The following is a 20,833-nucleotide window of genomic DNA, read 5'->3' on the forward strand; positions in this document are numbered from 1 at the left end:
TATTTCCAGAAGAGAAAAACACCAATTATCGAAAATTAAAGGGTTTAAGACCCCTACCTCTAAACTTAGCCTCATTTTCAGTCGGGGTTTAAATCACCGTCTGAAAATGTCTTTAATTTTGAACTTTGAATTTTGAATTTTGAATTGTTAATATGGCTCAGTACTGATTATCGTAAAAAGCCTTGTATATTAGCACAGTAAACAAACGATCATATCCTGACAGAGGAATAAAATATGCTGGAATTATTGGGTTCAGGTTTGGTGTCACTTTGGCTAGAAATGGCCGGGGTACAAATCAAGCCTCAAGATGCCTTAGATGCTTTGACTTGGCAAGGTAGCCCTGGTTTGGTTCTTGCCCCCGATCCCAATCCAACTGGGGCAACCACGGTGCAGGAATATCTGAAAAAGCTGATCGCATCGAAAGTAGTGGGGCAAAATCTGGCTGAGAGTCAGGGTATTTGGATGCAGTCAGGGCCGATGCTGATGGCAAATCACCAAGGTACGACACCTCTGCCGGCTGCCTCTTTAACCAAAATTGCTACTTCATTAGTTGCTTTGAAAACTTGGGGCCCAGATTACCAGTTTGATACTTTGGTAAGTATCACCGGGCCAGTGGTAAATGGAGTTGTGCAAGGCGATTTGGTGATTACAGGCGGTGGCGATCCGATGTTTGTTTGGGAAGAAGCGATCGCTCTTGGTAATACTCTCAATAAAATGGGCATCAAGCAGGTAAAAGGGAATTTAATCATTAATGGCAGATTTGCCATGAATTTCCAACGGCAGCCGATGCTGGCGGGTATGATGCTCAAGCAAACCCTAAATCGTGCAACTTGGGGTCGCCCTGCTATTTACACACACTCAATCATGCCCAAGGGAACGCCCAAGCCTCAAGTTGTGATTGCGGGTACGGTGAAAGTTGAGGCGCAACCAAACCCTCAACAAAATTTGTTACTGCGTCATCGATCGCTACCCTTGAAGCAACTGCTCAAGGAAATGAATGTTTACAGTAACAACGATATGGCAGAGATGCTAGCAGAGTCCGTGGGAGGAGCAACTGTAGTCCAATCCACTGCTGCTAACCTTGCAAGAGTGCCACAAGTAGAAATTCAGTTAATTAATGGTTCTGGACTAGGCCCGGAAAACCGTATTTCCCCCAGGGCTGTTTGTGCGATGTTGATGGCTATTCAAGGAGAGGCATCTGCCCATCAGCTAAATCTGGCTGACTTGTTCCCGATGTCTGGGTTCGATCACCGGGGAACACTACACTCCCGACATATTCCTCTCTCTACTGTAATCAAAACTGGCACTCTTAGGGATGTCAGCGCTTTAGCTGGAGTCATGCCCACACGCGATCGCGGTTTGGTTTGGTTTGCTATTATCAACCGTGGGGCAAATGTTTGGGGTTTGCGAACTGAACAAGACCAACTCTTGCAAAGTGTTGTAAAACAATTACAATTACCTCTAACCGTTCCTACTGCCCTGACTCCCCACTCAGCCATCAATTCTTTACCGCAGTTAGGTGCAGCTAGTCGGAATGAAATTTTATTCAAAGGTTAGTTCATTATCCGCTTGGGTTTTGAACCAAAAGTGAACATAGGTTTCCAGTATCTCTTTTTTATCGGTGTTAAACAATTTTGGATTTGAGATTGATTCTAAGAGTAAATCTACTGATTCTGTAAGATGAAGGAATAATTAATAACTACTTTGAAAATTGTAGTATTGTTAGCAATCTAAAACTTTTATCGATGGGTAAGAACCGAACTTGTAAAGGGTAAATGTCCATAATAGCTTTTGGGCTAAATTTTCTATTAACTTGATTACAGGTAGCTCGTAAAATGCCCTAACCACAGTATTGGAAAGAGCAGGCTAAACCTGAAGTAAAAATAACTGTAAATAGATTTGTCACATCAAGAGGACAGAAAGCAGAGGAGCAGGGAGTAGGGGAGAAGACCCCAGATATAAATGTATTGGCTCTGAAACCCTTGATTTCAAGGAAATTTTAGAATCTTTCTTCCCTGCTCCCTCTCACTCTTTGGTCACGACTAAGCAACAACTAGCCTTATAAATTAGGTTGTGATTATGCGATTTCTCAAATTACCCAGGTCTTCACATCAATTCAGTACTCATGTTTTAGCGATCGCGCTAGGAGTATTGTTAACCGTTAGTACATTACAAGTATTACCCTCCCAAGCCGAACCCGCACCCTTAGTAACTGCTGGTGATAATTCACAACTGATTGCTCAACGACAATCACCAGCGACGGCTGCGATCGGTAGTACTAGTTTTGTTACAGCAGCAGTGAATCGTGTTGGTTCAGCAGTTGTTCGCATTGATACTGAGCGGACAATTACTCGTCGCGTCGATCCATTTATGGAAGACCCCGTTTTCCGTCGGTTTTTCGGTGACGGTTTCTCTCAACAGATGCCGCCTTCTGAGCAGTTACGTGGTTTAGGCTCAGGTTTTATTATTGACAAGAGCGGCTTAGTTATGACTAACGCTCATGTGGTCGATAAGGCTGATAAGGTAACAGTCAGACTCAAAGATGGTCGTACCTTTGAAGGGAAAGTTCAAGGTATTGATGAAGTCACAGATTTGGCAGTTGTCAAGATTAACGCCGGTAACGATTTACCAGTCGCACCTTTGGGTTCTTCTAGTAGCGTACAAGTAGGAGATTGGGCGATCGCAGTTGGTAATCCTTTAGGATTTGATAATACCGTTACTTTGGGAATTGTCAGTACTCTCAAACGTTCCAGCGCTCAAGTCGGCATTAGCGACAAACGCTTAGACTTTATTCAAACCGATGCCGCCATTAACCCAGGTAACTCTGGCGGGCCGCTATTAAATGGTCAAGGTGAAGTCATTGGCATTAACACAGCCATTCGTCCCGATGCGATGGGTATTGGGTTTGCCATTCCTATTGATAAAGCGAAAGCGATCGCAACGCAACTGCAACGTGATGGCAAAGTTGCTCACCCTTATTTAGGTGTGCAAATGCTAACTTTAACACCCGAACTGGCAAAGCAAAATAACACCGATCCCAACTCTCCGATTCAGATACCAGAAATTAGTGGTGTTTTTGTTATGCGAGTTGTCCCCAATTCTCCAGCCGCATCTGCGGGTATCCGGCGCGGCGATGTAATTCTGCAAGTTGATGGTAAAGCTATTACTAGTGCTGAACAATTGCAGAACGTTGTAGAAGATAGCCGTCTTGGTCAAGTATTACAGGTAAAAGTGCAACGGGGGAATCAGACACAGCAGCTTTCAATCCGCACAGCTGAGTTGCAAAATGCTTCATAGAGAGGCACATCTATATCTGTTATTGGTGTAAATTTAAGGGGTGCATAGCTAGCTGTGCTACCCTACTGCGCTTTGTCTGCAAACGAGATCCGCTAAAATATAACAAGGGACTGGGGACTAGGGACTGGGTGAAAAGTCTTTTTGTGTCTAAGTTTCATCATCTGTTGATGTCCTAACCACCAAGGCTTGTGCTATACCTCATAAATGTAAAAACTGGATAGTTTTTGCGGTATTTTACTCTCCTGGGTTCCCCCTTAGCGATGCTCTTGCAAACGAAAATCACTTACCAACAGTTAATACTAGACCTTCATGGGCTAATAGTGTTTCAGGGAAAGCAGATTTAACATGCCCTTGAACCTGGTCAAGAAAATCATCATGGTCATCAGGGTGATGATGAGAAATAGCTAACCGTTTCACACCCGCATTCAAAGCTGCATTCACCGCAACTTGCCAGAGTAAATCAGCAGAATCATGGTTGTGAGAAGTCGGGGGAGTATAAGTGGCATTGGCAATCAGCAAATCAACACCTTTAATAAACTCTAAAATTCGCTCTCGCTCTACTTGATCGGCATTTTGGTGCAAATCTGTGACATAAGCAACACTATAGCCTTCCCAAGTAACTCGGTAGCCAACTGAGCGCTGAGTTTGATTGATTAATGCCATTGTAATTGTGACATCATCTAGCTTTACATCACTGTCTGGAGTCAGATTGTAAAACTGCAATTCCGACTGCATTACCTGCAAAGGATAAGGAAAGTGTGGCTGGAGCATCTGATCGTACAGACATTGTTTGATTGAGGCTCCATTTGAGGCAGCTGTGCCGTAAATATGAAAGGAATTTTCCAGAGTAAATGCGGGAGCAAAAAAGGGAAACCCTTGAATTCGGTTTGATTGGCAGTTGGTAAAAAATAAATGGGCTTGGATTGGCTGTTGTAGTTCTTGCCAAGTTTTACCTAGTATGCGTAAACCAGTACCGCCATCAAAAATCAAGCGTTTCCCACCTACAGCCATTTCTACACAAGCGGTATTACCACCATAGCGGTGGGTGCTGGTGTCTGGGGTGGGAATCAAACCCCTTACACCCCAAAATTTCACAATAAATTCACCTGCTGGGCTACTTGGCAGGGTAGTAGACTTTTCAGGTATGTAGCTCTGGGAATCCGACAACTCAAAATTTGACATTTTCCTTGAAATTAGACCTTCACGAGCAGGTCATCGTAGCGTCGAACTTCCAACAACCTGTTTTTTTCGTCCACAATAACTACTGTAGGAGAGTAACTTTTTAACTCTTCTGGAGTGAACTGCCCGTAAGTCATTATAATCAAGCGATCGCCAATAATGCCTAGACGTGCTGCACCCCCATTTAGCTCAATTACTCCTGAATGGGCTGGAGCCGGGATCGCATAAGTAATAAAGCGTTGACCGTTGGCACTATTAACTACTTGCACTTGCTCATAAGGTAAGATACCAGCTTTTTCCAAAAGCATTTCATCAATGCTGATACTACCCACGTAGTTGAGATTTGCCCCCGTCAGGGTGCAATTATGAATTTTTGCCAAAAGGAGAGTCCGCTGCATTTTGGTTTAGGATTGGTGGCAGTTTTTGCGATCCGTAACAGGAGAGACGCGATTAATCGCGTCTATACAGGAGTTAGGAATAAAAATTCATAACTCCTAACTCCTCTATTATCCTCTATAAGCTTTGACGGATTTTTCTACTAAAGCTGCAACCTTGTCTACATCTTGCCAACCGAGAATTTCAGTCACCTTTTTTTCCAAATTTTTATAACTACGGAAAAATTCGGCAATTTCTTCTAAGCGGTGTGGTGCTAGGTCATTCAGGGATTTAACCTGAGTGTAACGTGGATCTTTGTCAGGAACACAAAGGATTTTCTCGTCGCGATCGCCACCGTCAATCATCTCTAAGAAGCCAATCGGACGTGCAGCAATAATACAACCTGGGAAAGTTGGCTCATCAATGATGACCATACCATCTAGGGGATCGCCATCATCAGCCAAAGTATTGGGTACAAAGCCGTAGTCATAAGGATATTTTACCGAGGAATAAAGTACTCGGTCTAGAGCAAAAGCTTCTAGTTCCTTGTCGTATTCGTATTTATTTTTACTTCCACCAGTAATTTCAATCAGAACGTTGATTAGACCGGGTTTCGGTTGGGCAGGAATACGAGATAAATCCACAAAAAAGTCCTCTGATAACAGTGAATCATGGGGGCACTTTGTCAGCTTCGCTCCCCGTGTAGAATTTTAGGGCAATATGGATCTCTGATGGGGAATTGGGAATGGGGAATTGGGAATGGAGAAGAGAATTGTTCAATAATTCTTCGTCTCCCTTGTCCTCCTCATCTCACCACTCCTCTGAAAAATGGAAAAAGCGTTGCGAATTTATTTCGCAACGCTTTTCCAGGAGGGTATTATTTTCTTACACCTTTGTATTGCTGTTTGAGGGATTTATGCCCTTACTCTGTCAAAACAACTGACACCTGGAGTCACACAATACAAATTCAGGTTATTCCTGATTAACTACATTCACACCTACAGAGGTATTTTGGATCAAAGGTTGTTGATTATTTTGAACATTAGTTGAAGAATAGTGAGCTATGACAAATACGGGTAGGGTAAGAGTCAATAGAGCGATCGCAGTTCCCACAATGTCTGCCAAACGTTGGGAATATGTGTCGGTAGAATTGGCAGACTGGCTATTTGAATTCATACAAAATTGAAGTTCTTCGTAACACTGTATGGGTCTACTCTCTGATTGAGAGCCTTAATGATATGTTAGCTATGTTTAAAATGTAAAATGTGTAGCATTCTACAACTTAAACCAGTTCTATAACTGTCATAATAGCCTTTTTATACATGGAGTTCTTAATACAAAGTTACAAGTAAACAAATTATGTTTTCTTTTGTAATTAATATTTTGAGATGTTTCCCTGTATGGTGTAATCATTCGCATACGCAAAGCCAAGTTAGACAGCATCATGAATTACATTTTTCCGCTGTTTAAAGATTAATTAGCAAAACATATTTGTTCGATACTTCATGATTATAACATCCTAAAATACCTTTGTTAATGTCATTTTACTGTAATTGCTAATTTGTGATATAGGACACAAAACCGCAAAAGCACTGAATATCTATCCGTGCTTTTGATTGTTAATACAGTAGTTATACACATAAATATTTGACACCAGAGAATAAATGGTGGAATAATTTTTGTAACCAATCATAACTACCGAATAAATACAGATACCTCGACTATATTGTTCAACATGAATTCAGCAATCTTACTAAAGAAATATTTAAGAATTTCAATTTTCTAATTTGTGTAGTATCACAGTCTTTTTGTCAATCTATATATAGGTAGAGTAAAGAATATTTTAGAAGGTGGCGTAGAGGGTTATTGTCAAACTTTGCTCATATCTCAACGAAATACCCAATCCCAATTTCCACATAGGAAATCTGTATAACTTTTGCGATCGAGCAAAATCTAAGAACAAAAATTGTCTAACAAATTCATTGGTTAAAAAAACCGCCACTAATATAGTAGGGCGGTCTGGTTAAGCAATCGGAGGGTAATTACAGATTACTCTGCTAATAAATGAAATTGCTGTAACGAAGTTTGCACTAAATTGGGGGTTGGGAATTGGGAATTGGGGGTTGGGAATTGGATATGGTTATTCTCTTTTTCCCCAGTCCCTAGTCCCCAGTCTCTAGTTTCTTCCGTAAACACTAATTGGTTCTTTGATAAATCTGGTGTAAAGATGCTTAAACGTAGACTTAATTACGCGGGGCATACCAAAATCAATGGGCATCAACTTGTCTGGTAGCCGCCAATCTTCTATTTTTAATAAGTCGGGATTTAAATGTGGAAACTCGATAGCAGCAAGTTCTGGACAAACTCCTAGTCTCTGGGAAGCTGCAACTGTGGGTACTTGTTCGGGAGGAACATTGAGGATTTCTACCATTGCCCGATCTAAGGCAAATATATCTGATGCGGCTGCTAAAATTCCTAGTTGGCGAGGTTCTCCATTACTCGGGCCATTTCCTTCATGACCGATGATGCCATCTAATATGGTTAAGTTAGGGTTAATTGCCCTAGCAGTTTCTACTAACATTTCACCAAATCTATTCGCATCTTTTCCAGCTTCCATGTGCCACCAAGCTTTCATTTTGCCGGGGACGCAACCAAACAAGTTTTTTACGCCTAGTGTTAATGTCAACTGGGCATGTGATTTTACTTTGGGTAGGTTAATCACTACGTCTGCTTCCATTGCTTCTTTAGATAGTCGCAGATGGTTAAAATTATCACTGACGGTTTGATAACGCTGACCTTGAAAATCTACGATGGGAAGATTGAGTTCTTCTAAAATAGGCAGATAGCCGTTTGCGACTGCTACGCCCTTGGCACTGCCAAAAGCAGGACTATCGCCCAAAAATGGCTTACCGCCAACCTCAATTACCATCTGGGCAACTTCGTAAACTAGTTCGGCACGGGTGATACACTCTTTACCAGGACGCGACCCTGTAAGTAGATTGGGTTTGAGTAAAACGCGATCGCCTTTTTTTACAAATGCTGCTATTCCTCCAAAAGGTTCTAGGAGAATGACTAAGGATTCTCGTAAAGCCTCTCGTTCGTAAGATGTAGCCCGAATGAGACTAACAGATGGTTTTTGAGTTTGCATAGATTGGAATGGGGAATGGGGAATGGGGAATGGGGAATAATTATGCCCGATTCGCAATTGGCAATTCCCAATTGGCAATTATCAATTCCCAATTCCCCATAATCTATTATTCTGTTTTGAGCGGTAAGATACCACTCATTTGTTTTAGATTTAACACTGTGGCTAAGTCTGTTTCACTCATCAATCTGCGTTCTAGAACAATTTGCCGCAGGGATTTACCAGTTTCTAAAGATTCTTTCGCTACAGCAGCAGCATTTAAATAACCGATGTGGGTATTTAGTGCGGTTACTAAAGCTAAACTACCTTCGGCATAAGCTAAACAACGTTCCTCGTTTGCAGCAATTCCCTTGATGCAACGTTCGGTGAGTGCAGCGATGGTATTGCCGAGAATTTCGATACTGTGAATCAAGTTATAGGCAATCAGGGGCATCATCACATTTAATTCTAATTGTCCGGCTTGTGCGGCTAATGCGATCGCACTATCGTAACCCATCACCTGGAAACACACCATTGATGTCATCTCTGCCATGACGGGGTTATATTTCCCTGGCATAATCGAGGAACCGGGTTGCACTGGGGGAAGTTGAATTTCTTTTAAGCCTGTTTTTGGCCCCGAATCCATCAGCCGCAAATCATGGGATATTTTGGCTAAATCCTGCGCCAAGTTGCGTAAAGCACCGGAAACGTTTACAAATGGGGCCATACTCTGCATAGCTGCCATGAGATGGGGCGCAGGTTCTAAAGGAGTATCAATCAATTCTGAAAGAACTTCTACCACACGGGCGCGATACAAAGGATGAGTATTTAACCCTGTACCAGCTGCACTACCTCCTAAACCCAGCACCATCAAATCACCAGAGGCGGTGTAAATCCGGTTTTGATGTTCTGTAAGAATTTGCGCCCAAGCCCGAAAATTCTCACCCAAACGCACGGGTACAGCATCTTGTAAGTGGGTTCTGCCAGATTTGACGATATCTTGAAATTCTACAGCTTTATTTTCTAAGGCTGCGATCGCATCATCTATTGCTGGGTGTAATGTCTTGGATAATGCCAATAATCCACCAATCCGAATGGCAGTCGGAATCACATCATTGGTAGACTGTCCATAGTTAACGTGATCGTTAGGACTAACACGTTTATAGTTGCCCTTTTCTTCACCCAGAATTTCTAAAGCGCGATTTGCCAGAACTTCGTTGATATTCATGTGGTGGGATGTTCCAGCACCCGCCTGATAAACATCCACGACAAATTGATCTCGGAACTTCCCAGCCAGAATTTCATCAGTTGCTTGGATAATCGCCTGACTAATATCTTGGGGAATGCAATTTAGCTCTCCATTCACGATTGCTGTAGCTTTTTTAATGATTAATCCAGCATCTACGTAAGTAGGTAAAGGCTTGATACCGCTAATGGGAAAGTTTTCGATTGCCCGTAGTGTTTGAATGCCGTAATAAACGCTACTAGGAATTTGGCGATCGCCCATCGAATCGCGTTCGATGCGAAATTGGTTGTCTGTGTGTTCAGTCATAGTATTGTTTTAAGAGAGCTACAGAAAACAGATTTTCCCATGCAGGCACACTCAGATACACTAATCTGCATAGATTTTGCATATTTGCTTGACTGCTTGTTGCTTTACACTTGTTAATTTTGAAGTTTTATTTATGAATTACGAATTACGAATTACGTTAGCGAAGCGGGGCGTAGCCCATTACGAATTATTATGACCATACCCAACTGGATTACGTTCTCTCGCCTATTGGGGATACCATTTTTGCTTTACGGTTTATATAATCCTACACCTCAAGCTCAGTGGATATGTTTTGCGATTTTTCTCGTTGCTGCATTAACTGATTGGCTAGACGGCTATTTGGCGCGGAAACTCAACCAAATTAGTGAATTGGGCAAATTTCTCGATCCCTTAGTGGATAAACTTTTGGTACTTGCGCCGTTGCTGGTTTTTATTGAACTAGGAAAAGTGCCAGCTTGGGGAGTGTTTTTGATTTTAGCGCGAGAATTAGCGATCGCTGGTTGGCGGGTGAATCAAACGACGATTACCGGTGCGAATATTTGGGGTAAACTCAAAACTGTTAGTCAAATAGTTGCGATCGCACTTTTGATTGCACCTCTAGCTGAAGTGTGGCGAACTCCCTCTTTGATTGCCTTTTGGGTTTCTGTGGCCCTGACTTTAATCTCTGGAGGTATTTATCTTTTGCCTCAAAAAGCTAGCACTGCTAATTGAAAACACTTACACAGACACGATGAATCGCGTCTCCTGACTCCTTGTACAGACGCGATTCATCGCGTATCTCCTCCTCACCCCTAACTTTTTTCATGCCATCCCCAATCTTACCACCCCCCCTAAAATCTGGAGACTTACTACGAATAATTGCCCCTAGTGGTGCTTTGCGAGAATTTGAGGCATTTGAACGGGGTGTAGAAATTTGGCGATCGCGCGGCTACCAATTAGAAATCAGTCCTCAGATAGATGACAAATGGGGTTATCTAGCAGGAACAGACGAAACCCGCCGTCACCAATTAGCAACAGCATGGCAAGATCCCGATTGTCGCGGTATTCTCTGTTCTAGAGGCGGTTTTGGCAGCACCCGCATTTTAGAAAATTGGAATTGGCAACAAAACTCAGCCCTTCCCAAGTGGCTTATAGGCTTTTCTGATATCACAGCTTTATTGTGGAGCCTTTACATAGCAGGAATTTCCGGCGTTCATGCTCCTGTGCTGACAACTTTAGCAGATGAGCCAGATTGGTCACTTGAGCGATTATTTGATTCGGTAGAAGGTCGTCCTCTTGCGCCTCTCAAAGGTTACGGGTGGGGTGGCGGCGTAGTGACTGGTACTTTATTACCAGGTAATCTCACAGTGGCTACTAATCTTTTAGCTACACCAATCCTGCCACATCTGGATGGTGTAATACTGGCGTTGGAGGATGTCACAGAAGCACCTTATCGCATCGATAGGATGTTGACACAATGGCGTTTGAGCGGTGCTTTGTCTCAAGTCTGCGGTATTGCTTTAGGCGGTTTTACTCGCTGTGAAGCGCCGCCAACGATATCTAGCTTTAGTGTAGAAGAAGTATTGCGCGATCGCTTGGGTGATTTGGGTATTCCCATTGTCTCTGACTTACCTTTTGGACATGATAATCCCAATGCAGCCTTGCCAGTAGGTGTAGAGGTAACTTTAGATGGGGATGCGGGAATATTAGCGATCGGGCATCCCCATTAAGTTAAAATCAGATCCGCATCTGATTGAACACTTATAATCCACTCACAGAATAATGTTGTAAATGCTCTGGTAAATTCCAATTAATTTTGGGATCAGGCTGATGTTTTACTGGTTCAACATTCCCACGCCAAGCAGCACCCATAATTTGCATAGTTTGGTAAACGATTGTATTCCAACCTTTTTCCTTTAAATAATCTAAGCCTTGCGCTACATCAGGGGAAGTTAAATCATGAAATAAAATTAAAGCATCGTCCTCTGCCAATGGTTCACAAACAATCGTATCATTGAGTGGCGCTGGTGATTCATGATCGCCATCAATGAAAATTAATGACCACTTGTATTGTAATTCTTTAGCTAACTCTTCTACCTTTTGTGGGCTATAACCAGCTACTAAATTAACTGAGTCGAGAACATTAGCCATTCGTAGGGAATTACTAACACTTTCATAAACATCTTCTCTGGCTAAAAAAGGATCAATTACATCTAATTCCACGCCACCTAATGCCAGATGACAAGCAGACCAACCCCGCAAACAACCAATTTCTAAAGCTTTTTTCCCGGCAAATTTGAGTGCTGTATTATATAAAATATGCGCTTCATCTCGATTAAGGAACCCTATAAACGGTTCATCTCTATCCACATACCATTTATGGGGAATATCTCGACGTAAATAAGACCAATAACAGTTATTGATGTCTCCAATAATCATATTGGGGAAAAATGAATCAGGATAAACTATCTCAAATTCAGGTGAAATATAGTCCCAACTAGACAAAGAGATACTTGGAACAACTTCATTAGTTTTTGCCATTATTTATTTTTCTCCAAAGATTATTAATTATGTACTATTTTTATTAACTTTACCAATTAAATTACGTAATTTAGGATTAACAATAACATACTATACGAATCCGGTTTGATTTAGAGAAAATATCCGTAGGATGTGTTAGCGATAGCGTAACGCATCAAACCCTTGATAATAGTGCGTTACGAACTCCGTTCTAACACACTCTACAATACCTAATTCCGTTCAAAAATCAAATAGTAATCCTTATATGGTTCAATAGTTAATACTGAGATCAACTCGAATATCCAAGGTAATCGCTCTAGTATGTCCCTGAAACAATTAGAAACATTGCCCGATGGACTGCTAGAGAAGGCAAAGCAACATTAGCCTCTTTGAAACGTAGGGAAGTTGAGAAAGAGATTTTTCCACGATTGCTAAATTGGTATTCTAGATTCGGGTGAAAATAAATGCGATGCAATTATAGATAAAATCCAAAATAGCTTATAATACCCAAGTTATCCTCCTTATTAGAAAATTTTGAGTTATTAACTATATGCCAAAACAATATGTACCCAATGCCTTTTTAAAAATTGAAGATTCACAGTTATATGCGATTTTTGCTTGGAGTCAGCGAACCGCAGAAATTATTCCATCCAAATCATGGTTGACAATCCTGGAAATATTTATCCACGAACATTCATTAGAAACAGCTTACCAAATATTTCAAAAAATTAAATCAGAACCTATAGTAGAAAAAGTGATTCAGGAGATAAAAAAATATGAGCAACTTCTTCAAAATGCTCTAGTTTTTTTAGCAGATGGTAGCCTGACAATTTTTGGTAAAGGCTTTCGGAGTTTTATCGAAAAGGAAATGCAATATGAACTTGGTTCATTAAGTAGAGAAACTTACCAAGTCTTGCCACAGTTATTTTCTCAATATAAATTAGAAGATGACTTAGAATCTATTGAGAATATAGAAGACTTTCGTAAATTAGTAGAACGTCTAGAAAATCTTGGTTTACTATCTCCTGCTACAGGTTCAATAGATTGGGGTGATTTGAAAAAACCAGTTCCCATTTGTCAAGCATTTGGATTAACAAGAGGAACACCCGTCGATAGATACTACCTCAGCAAATTTATTAAAGAAATTCAAACTCAAATTGGTGGCAATATCTTAGAAATAGGAGGAACACCAAAAGATAAAGATTTTTATCAAATTAATCAAGGCGCATCATATCAGATTCTCAACTTAGAAGCAGGCCCAGGAGTAGATATAGTTGGGGATGCTCACGATGTATCTGTTATTAAACCAGAATCTCTTGATTCAGTAATCATTTTTAACGTCTTAGAACACTGTTATGCTCCCTGGGTAGTGGTGGAAAACATCCACACTTGGCTAAAACCTGGTGGAAAATGTTTTGCGATGGTACCAAGTGCAATTAGAGTTCATGCTACTCCTGTTGATTATTGGCGACCTTTACCTGATGCTTTCGCCTGGATGTTTAGAAACTTCTCACAACAGAAGTTGTATGTTTATGGCAATCCTACCACTGTAATAGCTAGTTATCACGGAATAGCCGTAGAAGAATTGACATTAGAAGAACTAGACGCTTATCATCCAGATTATCCTGTCGCAACTTGTATTTTGGCTGAAAAGTAAATCTAAATGTGTGAGGAGAAATTCTTTATGAAAATTGCTCTTGTCGCTTGGGGCTATGTCCCTGAGCCTCCATTATCGCATTCTGTTTTAACTGTAATCAATGAATCCAAAAATTTTTTAGAGAAAATTGGGCATCAAGTCGATATCTTAAATGAGAAAGATGTTAATGCAGTCATAGAATATATTAATAATAATAATTATGACTTTGTGCATTTACACGCATACAGCTTTGTGAGCGAATTTAATCAAAAACTTAAACAAAAGTATTGCTTTACCTGCCATGATGGTTATTTGTTTAAAACAGATAAATGGAATGAAGAATTTAGAGATGCATTTCAACATTATTTTGCTGCACCTGGGATAATTGCTCTTTCTCATTTAACAAAAGATTTTTTACTAAAAGCAGGCTATTCTGGATACATATCAGTGCAAGTGAACGGTATTGATACTCAAAAAGTAAATTTTCAAGCTAAAGGTAATAATAAAGCTATTTGTTTAGGTTGGATTCAACCAAGAAAACAGCAGAAATTACTAGCAAAAATCATAGATGGAAAGATTGCAATAGATTTTGTCGGACCTCTAGATGATCCTGATTTTGTTGAAGGAACAACGACAAAATATTTAGGTGTATGGAGTTTAGAAGAAGTTTATTCTCGGCTCACAGATTATAGCTGTTTAGTTTTAATTAGTGAAGGAGAAGTTGCACCACTCGTAGTATTAGAAGCAATGGCAGCGGGTTTATGTATCGTTGTTTCTGAATCTGCTAGTGCCAATTTACATCACAAAAAATTCATTAGAATTTTGCCAGATAATATTTTAGCCGATACAAGCCCAGAAGCTAAACAAATTGTTACTGATACAATTAGCGAGATGATTGAGAAAAACCAATATTATCGCCAAGAAATTTTAGAATATATTCGAGAAAACTTTGATTATAGCCGGATAATTTATAATTATAATGATATTATGCACGACTTTATAAATTTACACACTTAAGGAGTAATTTTCAGACCGCTAATAAATTTGCTATGTTCAAAACAGCTTAATATTTTGCTCCTCAATAATTAAAAGTCCCTCTTTTATTAGTGGGATTTATGTATGAACAATTATGATGATTTAACAATGGAAACTGTAGTTTTTGATTTCAATCATGAAGTATCAATTATCCTCTGTACTTACAATCGAGCAAAATATCTAAATAATTGCATTGATAGTGTTATTGCTCAAAGTTTTAAAGATTGGGAACTGATTATAGTTGATGATGGCAGCCAAGATAATACTTTTGAAATTGTCAATCCTTATATTCAAAAATTTCAAAACATCAGGTATTTGAAACATCAAAATAGGAAGCTATGGTATGCTAAAAATGCTGGTATTCAAGCATCCTTTGGTAAATACATAACATTTCTGGATAGTGATGATGCATACGAGGTAAATCATCTGGATGCGCGAATTGAATATATGAAAGCTAATCCAGAAGTTGATTTGATTGAAGGTGGATTCGCAACAGAAGAAGAGGTTTTAGTTGCAGATTATTTTCAACCAGGAAAAACAATTAATCTCAGAGAATGTGTTTTAGGCCCAACATTTTTTGGTAAAAGACACGTATTCTTTGAGGTAAAAGGATTTAATAATATTGCTTATGGAGAGGATACAGACTTTTGGTATCGGGCAGCAAAAATCTTCAGAACTGAAAAAATAAGTGAACCTCAAACTTATATTTATACAAGAGCAGAAACTAGTATTACCAAAAGTGTTTTAGAGAATATTTCTTAATCTTATTAACTACCTGGTATGAAAAATATCCTTTTTCCATCCCAAATGAGCCATTATTTGCGCCGGGTTATTGCTTCTGCTTGGCAGAGATTACTTCTAGGGATTGTCCTAATAATATTTTTATCTGGTTGTCAGGGAATAGCACAGAAGGACGATGGAGTAACTCATTTAACTTTATGGCAAGCAATAAATCCTCCGGCAAATCGGGATGTGTTTGAAAAACTGGTAGACAAATTTAATCAGACTCATCCTAATATCCAGGTAGAATCTGTTTTTTTAGCTCAACCACAATTGCCAAAAATATTAACAGCAGTTGTGGGTAATGCGCCTCCAGATATCCTGGCATTCTATCCGCAAATTACAGGTCAGTTAGCAGATTTAAGAGCAATTATACCTTTAGAAGATTGGCTAGAAAAATTGCCGTTAAAATCAGAAATTAGACCTAACCTACTTGAAGAATTGCAATTAGACGGGCATCTTTGGTCAGCCCCATTATATACAAGCAATATAGGCATTTTTTATAGACCTAAGCTTTTTGAAGCTGCGGGAATTACGCAAATGCCTAAGACTTGGGAAGAGTTGAAGCAAGTTGCTAAAAAGTTAACCATAGACCGCAATGGCGACAAGCGACCAGAACAGTACGGAATTGTACTACCTTTGGGGAAGGGAGAATGGACAGTTTTTAGCTGGTTCCCTTTTTTATTGAGCGCTGGGGGAGAAGTACTAACAAATAACCGACCAGATTTAACAAATGCTGGAGCGTTGAAAGCTTTACAATTTTGGCAAGAGCTATTAAAAGATGGTTCAGCAATGCTTTCTTCTCCAGAACGGGGTTATGAAGAGGATGCTTTTATAGCGGGTCGCGTTGCTATGCAAATTACGGGGCCTTGGACTTATATCACTAAATCTAAAGTTGATTACGATGCATTTCCCATACCTGCAAATGTTGATAAAGCTACGGTGACAGGTGGCGGAAATCTCTATGTGATGAAGACAACACCAGCAAGAGAAGAAGCCGCACTCAAGTTTTTAGAATATGTTTTGAGCGAAGAATTCCAAAAAGAATGGAGTATTGGAACCGGTTTTTTACCAATTAATCTTAAAGCTGCTGAAAGTGAAGCTTATCAGCAATTCATGAACCAAAAGCCTTGGTTAAAAGTATTTATGGAACAAGTTCCCTTAGCTGGCGCTCGACCTATTATTGCTGGATATAGCCGTCTTTCTGACAGTCTTGGTCGAGCTATTGAGGCTACATTACTGGGTGAGTCTCCCGAAAAAGCTCTCAAAATAGCACAAGAACGTTTAGAGACTATTTGGGATAGAAATTAAATGGGACTGTGGGATGAATTGGGGCAAAGGGAGGAATTTAAAAGTTGCTAAATCATGCCGCAAATATGCAACGCCATAATTAACTATTCCCATTATACTTACTAATATTCCCATTATACTTACTAAATTTATAACTTTGACCTTTTTTTAATTAACAATTAATTAAAAATTATTATTATTTTTAATTAATTTAGGGTACAAGCCCCAACTGAATCTTTGATTGAGTGGTCTATAAGACGCTCTTAGACTCGCTAATGCTACGCAATCAGTAGGGGGTTCAAGCCCCCACTAATTGCAATTTTTAATTAATAATTTTTAATTTTTAATTTGGAGCGAAGCGACTTGGCCGGGTTGGAGAATGCGCGGGCGAGTCATAAATATTAAAATTATGGGAATATATCGACAAAATTCAGGGAGAAGTTCCAGTTTTGCGATGTAAATTTCTTTTCAATGTACATAAACCAATTGCTGGTATAGCTCCCAGAATCGCTGCTGTTAGTCCTTGTCCACTCCAATATAATATGGGAGTCCGGTAGGTTTCTGGAATCACATTTTGCAGAATAAACAGCAACCAAACCAAAATAGTAATCAAGAAGAAAGAGATTGAGGGTAAGAAATTCCACCACCAAATATCTGTTGTATATCGCCTCAATACCAGCCACTGGCAAATACCTAGCCAAATACCAGAAATTATATATGCGATCGCAGACAGAAACCCAAAAATAAAAGTTTCTTCAGGCGATGATGATAAGGCAATGGTTGAAATGTAGTTAATCCAGGCTGTAGAAACGCCGTTAGCAATCAGCCAACCAACGCTAGTTGCAAATAGCCATTGCAAACCTGGTAAATATCGATAAAGGACAAGGCTCTGGTCAGCAGCAAAAATCACAGCAAATACAACATTACTGAGGCTTCTCACCAAAATGCTTAATGTTTGTGGTTGGATAGCAATGCTAGATGAAAAACTTTGAAGAATAATTTTCTCTAAGGCGATACTGGCAACTCCACCCACAACCCATCCGATGAGCGTCATTAAGGTAAACTGAATAAAGAACATCTGTCGCTGCGATCGCGGAATCAAAAACTTTCCTGGGTTAGGCTCATTATTAGCAGATGCAAGGTGATCGGGACTGTTAGAGTCAGTTTGCATATTAGGGGATTAGGGATTGGGGACTGGGGATAGGGAGATGGGGAGAAATAATCAATGCCCAATTCCCAATTCAATATTGATTCCTGTTTTATCCTATTTCCCCCTTCCCAGTCCCTAGTCCCCAGTACCCAGTCCCTTTTATTCTGAAAAAGCGTAATCCCGGAATGATAAGCTAAACAGTGGCATAAAAATTGTGACTTAGGATGAAGTGATAAATGGGTGTTTCATCAACAACTCCTCATCTCTTACGGGCTGCTCGTGGTGAAGTAGTAGATCGTCCCCCTGTATGGATGATGCGACAAGCGGGACGATATATGAAAGCATATCGAGACTTAAGAGAAAAGTATCCTTCGTTTCGCGATCGCTCGGAAATTCCAGATGTAGCAATTGAAGTTTCCTTGCAACCGTGGAAAGCATTCCAACCAGATGGAGTAATTTTATTTTCTGATATTGTCACCCCACTACCTGGTTTGGGTATTGACATGGATATCGCCGAAGGTAAAGGGCCAATCATTCACTCGCCACTCCGCACTCAAGAGCAAATCAATGCTCTGCATCCCTTAGAACCAGAAGCAGCTCTACCATTTATCAAGACAATTTTGCAGGCGTTGCGTTCCGAAGTCGGCGATAAATCTACGGTGTTAGGTTTTGTGGGTGCGCCGTGGACTTTAGCAGCTTATGCAGTGGAAGGAAAAGGTTCTAAAACCTATTCCATCATCAAAAATATGGCATTCTCAGACCCGACGATATTGCATCAACTGTTATCTAAATTAGCAGATGCGATCGCCATCTATGCCCGCTATCAAATTGACTCCGGCGCTCAAGTTGTGCAAATGTTCGATTCTTGGGCGGGTCAATTGAGTCCTCAAGATTATGACACCTTTGCTCTACCTTATCAAAAGCGGGTTTTCCAGCAAATCAAGCAAACGCACCCCGATACACCTTTAATTTTGCTAGTTAGCGGTAGTGCGGGTGTGTTGGAAAGAATGGGGCAATCTGGCGCTGATATTGTCACTGTAGACTGGGCAGTGGATATGGCAGATGCACGAGCCAGATTAGGCAAGCAAATGAAAGTTCAAGGAAATCTCGATCCTGGCGTGTTATTCGGCTCTAAACAGTTTATCCGCGATCGCATCCTCGATACCGTTCGCAAAGCTGGCAATTGGGGTCATATTCTCAATCTCGGTCACGGTGTCTTACCAGAAACTCCCGAAGAAAATGTTGCTTTCTTCTTTGAAACCGCAAAGGAATTGAATCTTGCAGGAGTTAAGAGTTAGGAGTTATGAGTTATGAGTTAGGAGTTAGGAGTTATGAGTAGAGACGCGATTAATCGCGTCTGTACAAAAGTTATCAGTTGCAAGATGCAGAGTTATTTTTAACTCATCATTTTTAACTTCTAACTTGATTCATAACTTCTGATTCGGAACTTTTAACTTTATTCTTAACTCTTTAGTTTTAACTCCTTACGTTTAAAAAACTTTCTATGAGCCAGAAACGGATTTTAGTGACTGGTGCAAGTGGTTGTGTAGGTCATTATTTAACAGAAGCCTTAATTAAGGAAACAAATCACGAACTATATCTGCTAGTCAGGAATTCAAATAAACTGCAAGTTGATATTAAGGCACGTTCGGGTATCAACGTTTTGCAAGGTGATATGCAAAATATTCGTCAGTTTGCCGATTTGCTATCTACAATTGATACGGCGGTACTCACAGCCACAGCTTGGGGTGGTGATAATACATTTGATATTAATGTCGTTAAAACTATAGAGTTGTTGGAACTGCTAGATCCAGAACGTTGCCAGCAGGTGATTTATTTTTCTACAGCTAGCGTTTTGGATCGCAACAATCAACCATTAAAAGAAGCCGGGGAAATTGGGACAGATTACATCCGTTCTAAATATGAGTGCTTAGAGAAAAAAGAAAAATTAGCGATCGCACCCAAAATTACCACAGTATTTCCCACTGTAGTATTGGGCGGTGATGCGAATAAACCCTATTCTGCTGTCACATCTGGTATTACAGAAGTTACCAAATATATTAATTTGATTCGTTTCTTAGAAGCAGATGGCAGTTTTCACTTTATCCACGCACAAGATATTGCCACTGTAGTTCAATATTTAATCGAGCATCCTGCCAAAAACGATCAACCACGTTGGCTGGTTTTAGGTCAAGCACCATTAACCGCTAATCAAGCAGTGAAACAAGTTTGTACTTATCTGGGCAAAAAAATTTACTTTCGCATTCCCATATCTATAGCATTGGCTAATTTAATTATTGTTCTGTTTCGCATTAGAATGGCTGCTTGGGATAGATTTTGCATGAACTATCGGCATTTCACTTATGAAAAATTCATCAATCCCGATAGTTTCGGCTTGCCAAATTATTGTGCAACCATGAGTGATGTTTTAAAAATTAGTGGCGTTAAACGTGCTGATTAATAAAATATCTATTACTTGCTAATGATGGCGATCATTTCTTGCAAAGGTAAGCCCACACAAGCTGCCAATTCTTCTGCCTAAGTCCTAGTACGGTTCGGATAAGGTTTTTTGATGACACGCTCTAGATGACAAAGACACGATTTATCGCCGTCTTTACAATAATCAGTCCTTTGTAGAGACGGCGATTTATCGCGTCTCTTGCCTTAACCAAACCGTACTAGCCTAAGTCCTACTGAGATGAATTTAGTTTGCAGCCTGGTGGTAGTTAGAGAAACCAGAAATTAAGAGATTTCTGTTTCAATATGCTTTTATTTTTGCCGATTAGCTGCAAGAATTCCAGTCGCTAGCCGCTTATAAAAGGGAAAAATATCAGTGGTAAGATAAAACAACTTTAATAAAAAGTCAATAGCTCTTAATTTTCGTTAGAGTGGGATAACAATCAAAGTGTGAGGATT

The 20,833-nt window shown here is 40.1% G+C and carries 18 protein-coding genes; 10 read left to right on the forward strand and 8 right to left on the reverse strand.

Features of this window, described 5'->3' with window-relative positions:
• Nucleotides 1-234 precede the first annotated feature (234 nt).
• Both RMZ41_RS07845 and RMZ41_RS07850 read left to right on the forward strand, forming a co-directional pair.
• Complete coding sequence (locus tag RMZ41_RS07845) at nucleotides 235-1,557, forward strand: D-alanyl-D-alanine carboxypeptidase (RefSeq protein ID WP_322645345.1); 1,323 nt, start codon at nucleotides 235-237, stop codon at nucleotides 1,555-1,557.
• 522 nt (nucleotides 1,558-2,079) lie between these two features.
• Nucleotides 2,080-3,297: an HhoA/HhoB/HtrA family serine endopeptidase gene (locus RMZ41_RS07850; protein WP_322645344.1), complete on the forward strand. Its 1,218-nt coding sequence runs from the start codon at nucleotides 2,080-2,082 to the stop codon at nucleotides 3,295-3,297.
• Nucleotides 3,298-3,576: 279 nt separating this feature from the next.
• Here the strand turns inward: RMZ41_RS07850 and RMZ41_RS07855 are convergent, their stop codons facing one another.
• The 6 genes from RMZ41_RS07855 to RMZ41_RS07880 all read right to left on the reverse strand — a co-directional run bounded on the left by RMZ41_RS07855 (nucleotide 3,577) and on the right by RMZ41_RS07880 (nucleotide 9,527).
• Complete coding sequence (locus RMZ41_RS07855; RefSeq protein WP_322645343.1) at nucleotides 3,577-4,479, reverse strand: MBL fold metallo-hydrolase; 903 nt, start codon at nucleotides 4,477-4,479, stop codon at nucleotides 3,577-3,579.
• 11 nt (nucleotides 4,480-4,490) lie between these two features.
• Entirely contained in the window at nucleotides 4,491-4,874 is a 384-nt protein-coding gene (gene panD, locus RMZ41_RS07860; RefSeq protein ID WP_322645342.1) for an aspartate 1-decarboxylase, read from the reverse strand.
• Nucleotides 4,875-4,982: 108 nt separating this feature from the next.
• Nucleotides 4,983-5,495 (reverse strand): inorganic diphosphatase, encoded by a 513-nt coding sequence (locus RMZ41_RS07865; RefSeq protein WP_322645341.1) that lies wholly within the window; start codon nucleotides 5,493-5,495, stop codon nucleotides 4,983-4,985.
• Between the two features lie 328 nt (nucleotides 5,496-5,823).
• Nucleotides 5,824-6,027 (reverse strand): hypothetical protein, encoded by a 204-nt coding sequence (locus tag RMZ41_RS07870; RefSeq protein ID WP_322645340.1) that lies wholly within the window; start codon nucleotides 6,025-6,027, stop codon nucleotides 5,824-5,826.
• A 1,000-nt stretch (nucleotides 6,028-7,027) separates the two neighbouring features.
• Entirely contained in the window at nucleotides 7,028-7,999 is a 972-nt protein-coding gene (locus RMZ41_RS07875) for a DUF362 domain-containing protein (RefSeq protein ID WP_322645339.1), read from the reverse strand.
• A 106-nt stretch (nucleotides 8,000-8,105) separates the two neighbouring features.
• Nucleotides 8,106-9,527, reverse strand: a complete 1,422-nt coding sequence (locus RMZ41_RS07880; RefSeq protein WP_322645338.1) for an aspartate ammonia-lyase — start codon at nucleotides 9,525-9,527, stop codon at nucleotides 8,106-8,108.
• Nucleotides 9,528-9,719: 192 nt separating this feature from the next.
• Between RMZ41_RS07880 and pgsA the strand changes: the two genes are divergently transcribed.
• A complete protein-coding gene (gene pgsA, locus RMZ41_RS07885) occupies nucleotides 9,720-10,238 on the forward strand; it encodes a CDP-diacylglycerol--glycerol-3-phosphate 3-phosphatidyltransferase (RefSeq protein ID WP_322645337.1) in 519 nt (172 codons plus the stop codon).
• 92 nt (nucleotides 10,239-10,330) lie between these two features.
• Nucleotides 10,331-11,236, forward strand: coding sequence for an LD-carboxypeptidase (locus tag RMZ41_RS07890; RefSeq protein WP_322645336.1), 906 nt, complete (start codon nucleotides 10,331-10,333; stop codon nucleotides 11,234-11,236).
• Between the two features lie 31 nt (nucleotides 11,237-11,267).
• On the opposite strand, the gene RMZ41_RS07895 is transcribed toward RMZ41_RS07890, so the two are convergent.
• The gene (locus RMZ41_RS07895; RefSeq protein WP_322645335.1) at nucleotides 11,268-12,047 is read right to left on the reverse strand and encodes a class I SAM-dependent methyltransferase; all 780 of its coding nucleotides are present in this window, start codon (nucleotides 12,045-12,047) and stop codon (nucleotides 11,268-11,270) included.
• Nucleotides 12,048-12,576: 529 nt separating this feature from the next.
• On the opposite strand from RMZ41_RS07895, the gene RMZ41_RS07900 reads away from it, so the two are divergent.
• From RMZ41_RS07900 to RMZ41_RS07915, 4 genes are all read left to right on the forward strand, one after another.
• Entirely contained in the window at nucleotides 12,577-13,683 is a 1,107-nt protein-coding gene (locus RMZ41_RS07900) for a class I SAM-dependent methyltransferase (protein ID WP_322645334.1), read from the forward strand.
• 27 nt (nucleotides 13,684-13,710) lie between these two features.
• Nucleotides 13,711-14,679, forward strand: coding sequence for a glycosyltransferase (locus tag RMZ41_RS07905; protein ID WP_322645333.1), 969 nt, complete (start codon nucleotides 13,711-13,713; stop codon nucleotides 14,677-14,679).
• Between the two features lie 126 nt (nucleotides 14,680-14,805).
• A complete protein-coding gene (locus RMZ41_RS07910; protein WP_322645494.1) occupies nucleotides 14,806-15,459 on the forward strand; it encodes a glycosyltransferase family A protein in 654 nt (217 codons plus the stop codon).
• 18 nt (nucleotides 15,460-15,477) lie between these two features.
• Nucleotides 15,478-16,788 carry an ABC transporter substrate-binding protein gene (locus RMZ41_RS07915; RefSeq protein WP_322645332.1) on the forward strand — a complete coding sequence of 437 codons (1,311 nt, stop codon included), beginning with the start codon at nucleotides 15,478-15,480 and terminating at the stop codon, nucleotides 16,786-16,788.
• A gap of 409 nt (nucleotides 16,789-17,197) precedes the next feature.
• Here the strand turns inward: RMZ41_RS07915 and RMZ41_RS07920 are convergent, their stop codons facing one another.
• The gene (locus tag RMZ41_RS07920) at nucleotides 17,198-17,938 is read right to left on the reverse strand and encodes a hypothetical protein (protein ID WP_322645331.1); all 741 of its coding nucleotides are present in this window, start codon (nucleotides 17,936-17,938) and stop codon (nucleotides 17,198-17,200) included.
• 215 nt (nucleotides 17,939-18,153) lie between these two features.
• On the opposite strand from RMZ41_RS07920, the gene hemE reads away from it, so the two are divergent.
• Together hemE and RMZ41_RS07930 are read left to right on the forward strand one after the other, a co-directional pair.
• A complete protein-coding gene (gene hemE / locus RMZ41_RS07925) occupies nucleotides 18,154-19,215 on the forward strand; it encodes a uroporphyrinogen decarboxylase (RefSeq protein ID WP_322645330.1) in 1,062 nt (353 codons plus the stop codon).
• Between the two features lie 206 nt (nucleotides 19,216-19,421).
• Nucleotides 19,422-20,378, forward strand: coding sequence for an NAD(P)-dependent oxidoreductase (locus tag RMZ41_RS07930; protein ID WP_322645329.1), 957 nt, complete (start codon nucleotides 19,422-19,424; stop codon nucleotides 20,376-20,378).
• Nucleotides 20,379-20,833 lie beyond the last annotated feature (455 nt).

Origin of the sequence: Nostoc sp. DedVER02 (assembly GCF_034530675.2) — a bacterium.
GTDB lineage: Bacteria > Cyanobacteriota > Cyanobacteriia > Cyanobacteriales > Nostocaceae > Nostoc.

Excerpts from the sequence above, each read along its gene's own strand:
- RMZ41_RS07845 (WP_322645345.1), top strand. The coding sequence starts at position 235 with ATGCTGGAATTATTGGGTTCAGGTTTGGTGTCACTTTGGCTAGAAATG.
- RMZ41_RS07850 (WP_322645344.1), top strand. The coding sequence starts at position 2,080 with ATGCGATTTCTCAAATTACCCAGGTCTTCACATCAATTCAGTACTCAT.
- RMZ41_RS07855 (WP_322645343.1), bottom strand. The coding sequence starts at position 4,479 with ATGTCAAATTTTGAGTTGTCGGATTCCCAGAGCTACATACCTGAAAAG.
- panD (WP_322645342.1), bottom strand. The coding sequence starts at position 4,874 with ATGCAGCGGACTCTCCTTTTGGCAAAAATTCATAATTGCACCCTGACG.
- RMZ41_RS07870 (WP_322645340.1), bottom strand. The coding sequence starts at position 6,027 with ATGAATTCAAATAGCCAGTCTGCCAATTCTACCGACACATATTCCCAA.
- RMZ41_RS07875 (WP_322645339.1), bottom strand. The coding sequence starts at position 7,999 with ATGCAAACTCAAAAACCATCTGTTAGTCTCATTCGGGCTACATCTTAC.
- RMZ41_RS07880 (WP_322645338.1), bottom strand. The coding sequence starts at position 9,527 with ATGACTGAACACACAGACAACCAATTTCGCATCGAACGCGATTCGATG.
- pgsA (WP_322645337.1), top strand. The coding sequence starts at position 9,720 with ATGACCATACCCAACTGGATTACGTTCTCTCGCCTATTGGGGATACCA.
- RMZ41_RS07890 (WP_322645336.1), top strand. The coding sequence starts at position 10,331 with ATGCCATCCCCAATCTTACCACCCCCCCTAAAATCTGGAGACTTACTA.
- RMZ41_RS07895 (WP_322645335.1), bottom strand. The coding sequence starts at position 12,047 with ATGGCAAAAACTAATGAAGTTGTTCCAAGTATCTCTTTGTCTAGTTGG.
- RMZ41_RS07900 (WP_322645334.1), top strand. The coding sequence starts at position 12,577 with ATGCCAAAACAATATGTACCCAATGCCTTTTTAAAAATTGAAGATTCA.
- RMZ41_RS07905 (WP_322645333.1), top strand. The coding sequence starts at position 13,711 with ATGAAAATTGCTCTTGTCGCTTGGGGCTATGTCCCTGAGCCTCCATTA.
- RMZ41_RS07910 (WP_322645494.1), top strand. The coding sequence starts at position 14,806 with ATGGAAACTGTAGTTTTTGATTTCAATCATGAAGTATCAATTATCCTC.
- RMZ41_RS07915 (WP_322645332.1), top strand. The coding sequence starts at position 15,478 with ATGAAAAATATCCTTTTTCCATCCCAAATGAGCCATTATTTGCGCCGG.
- RMZ41_RS07920 (WP_322645331.1), bottom strand. The coding sequence starts at position 17,938 with ATGCAAACTGACTCTAACAGTCCCGATCACCTTGCATCTGCTAATAAT.
- hemE (WP_322645330.1), top strand. The coding sequence starts at position 18,154 with ATGGGTGTTTCATCAACAACTCCTCATCTCTTACGGGCTGCTCGTGGT.
- RMZ41_RS07930 (WP_322645329.1), top strand. The coding sequence starts at position 19,422 with ATGAGCCAGAAACGGATTTTAGTGACTGGTGCAAGTGGTTGTGTAGGT.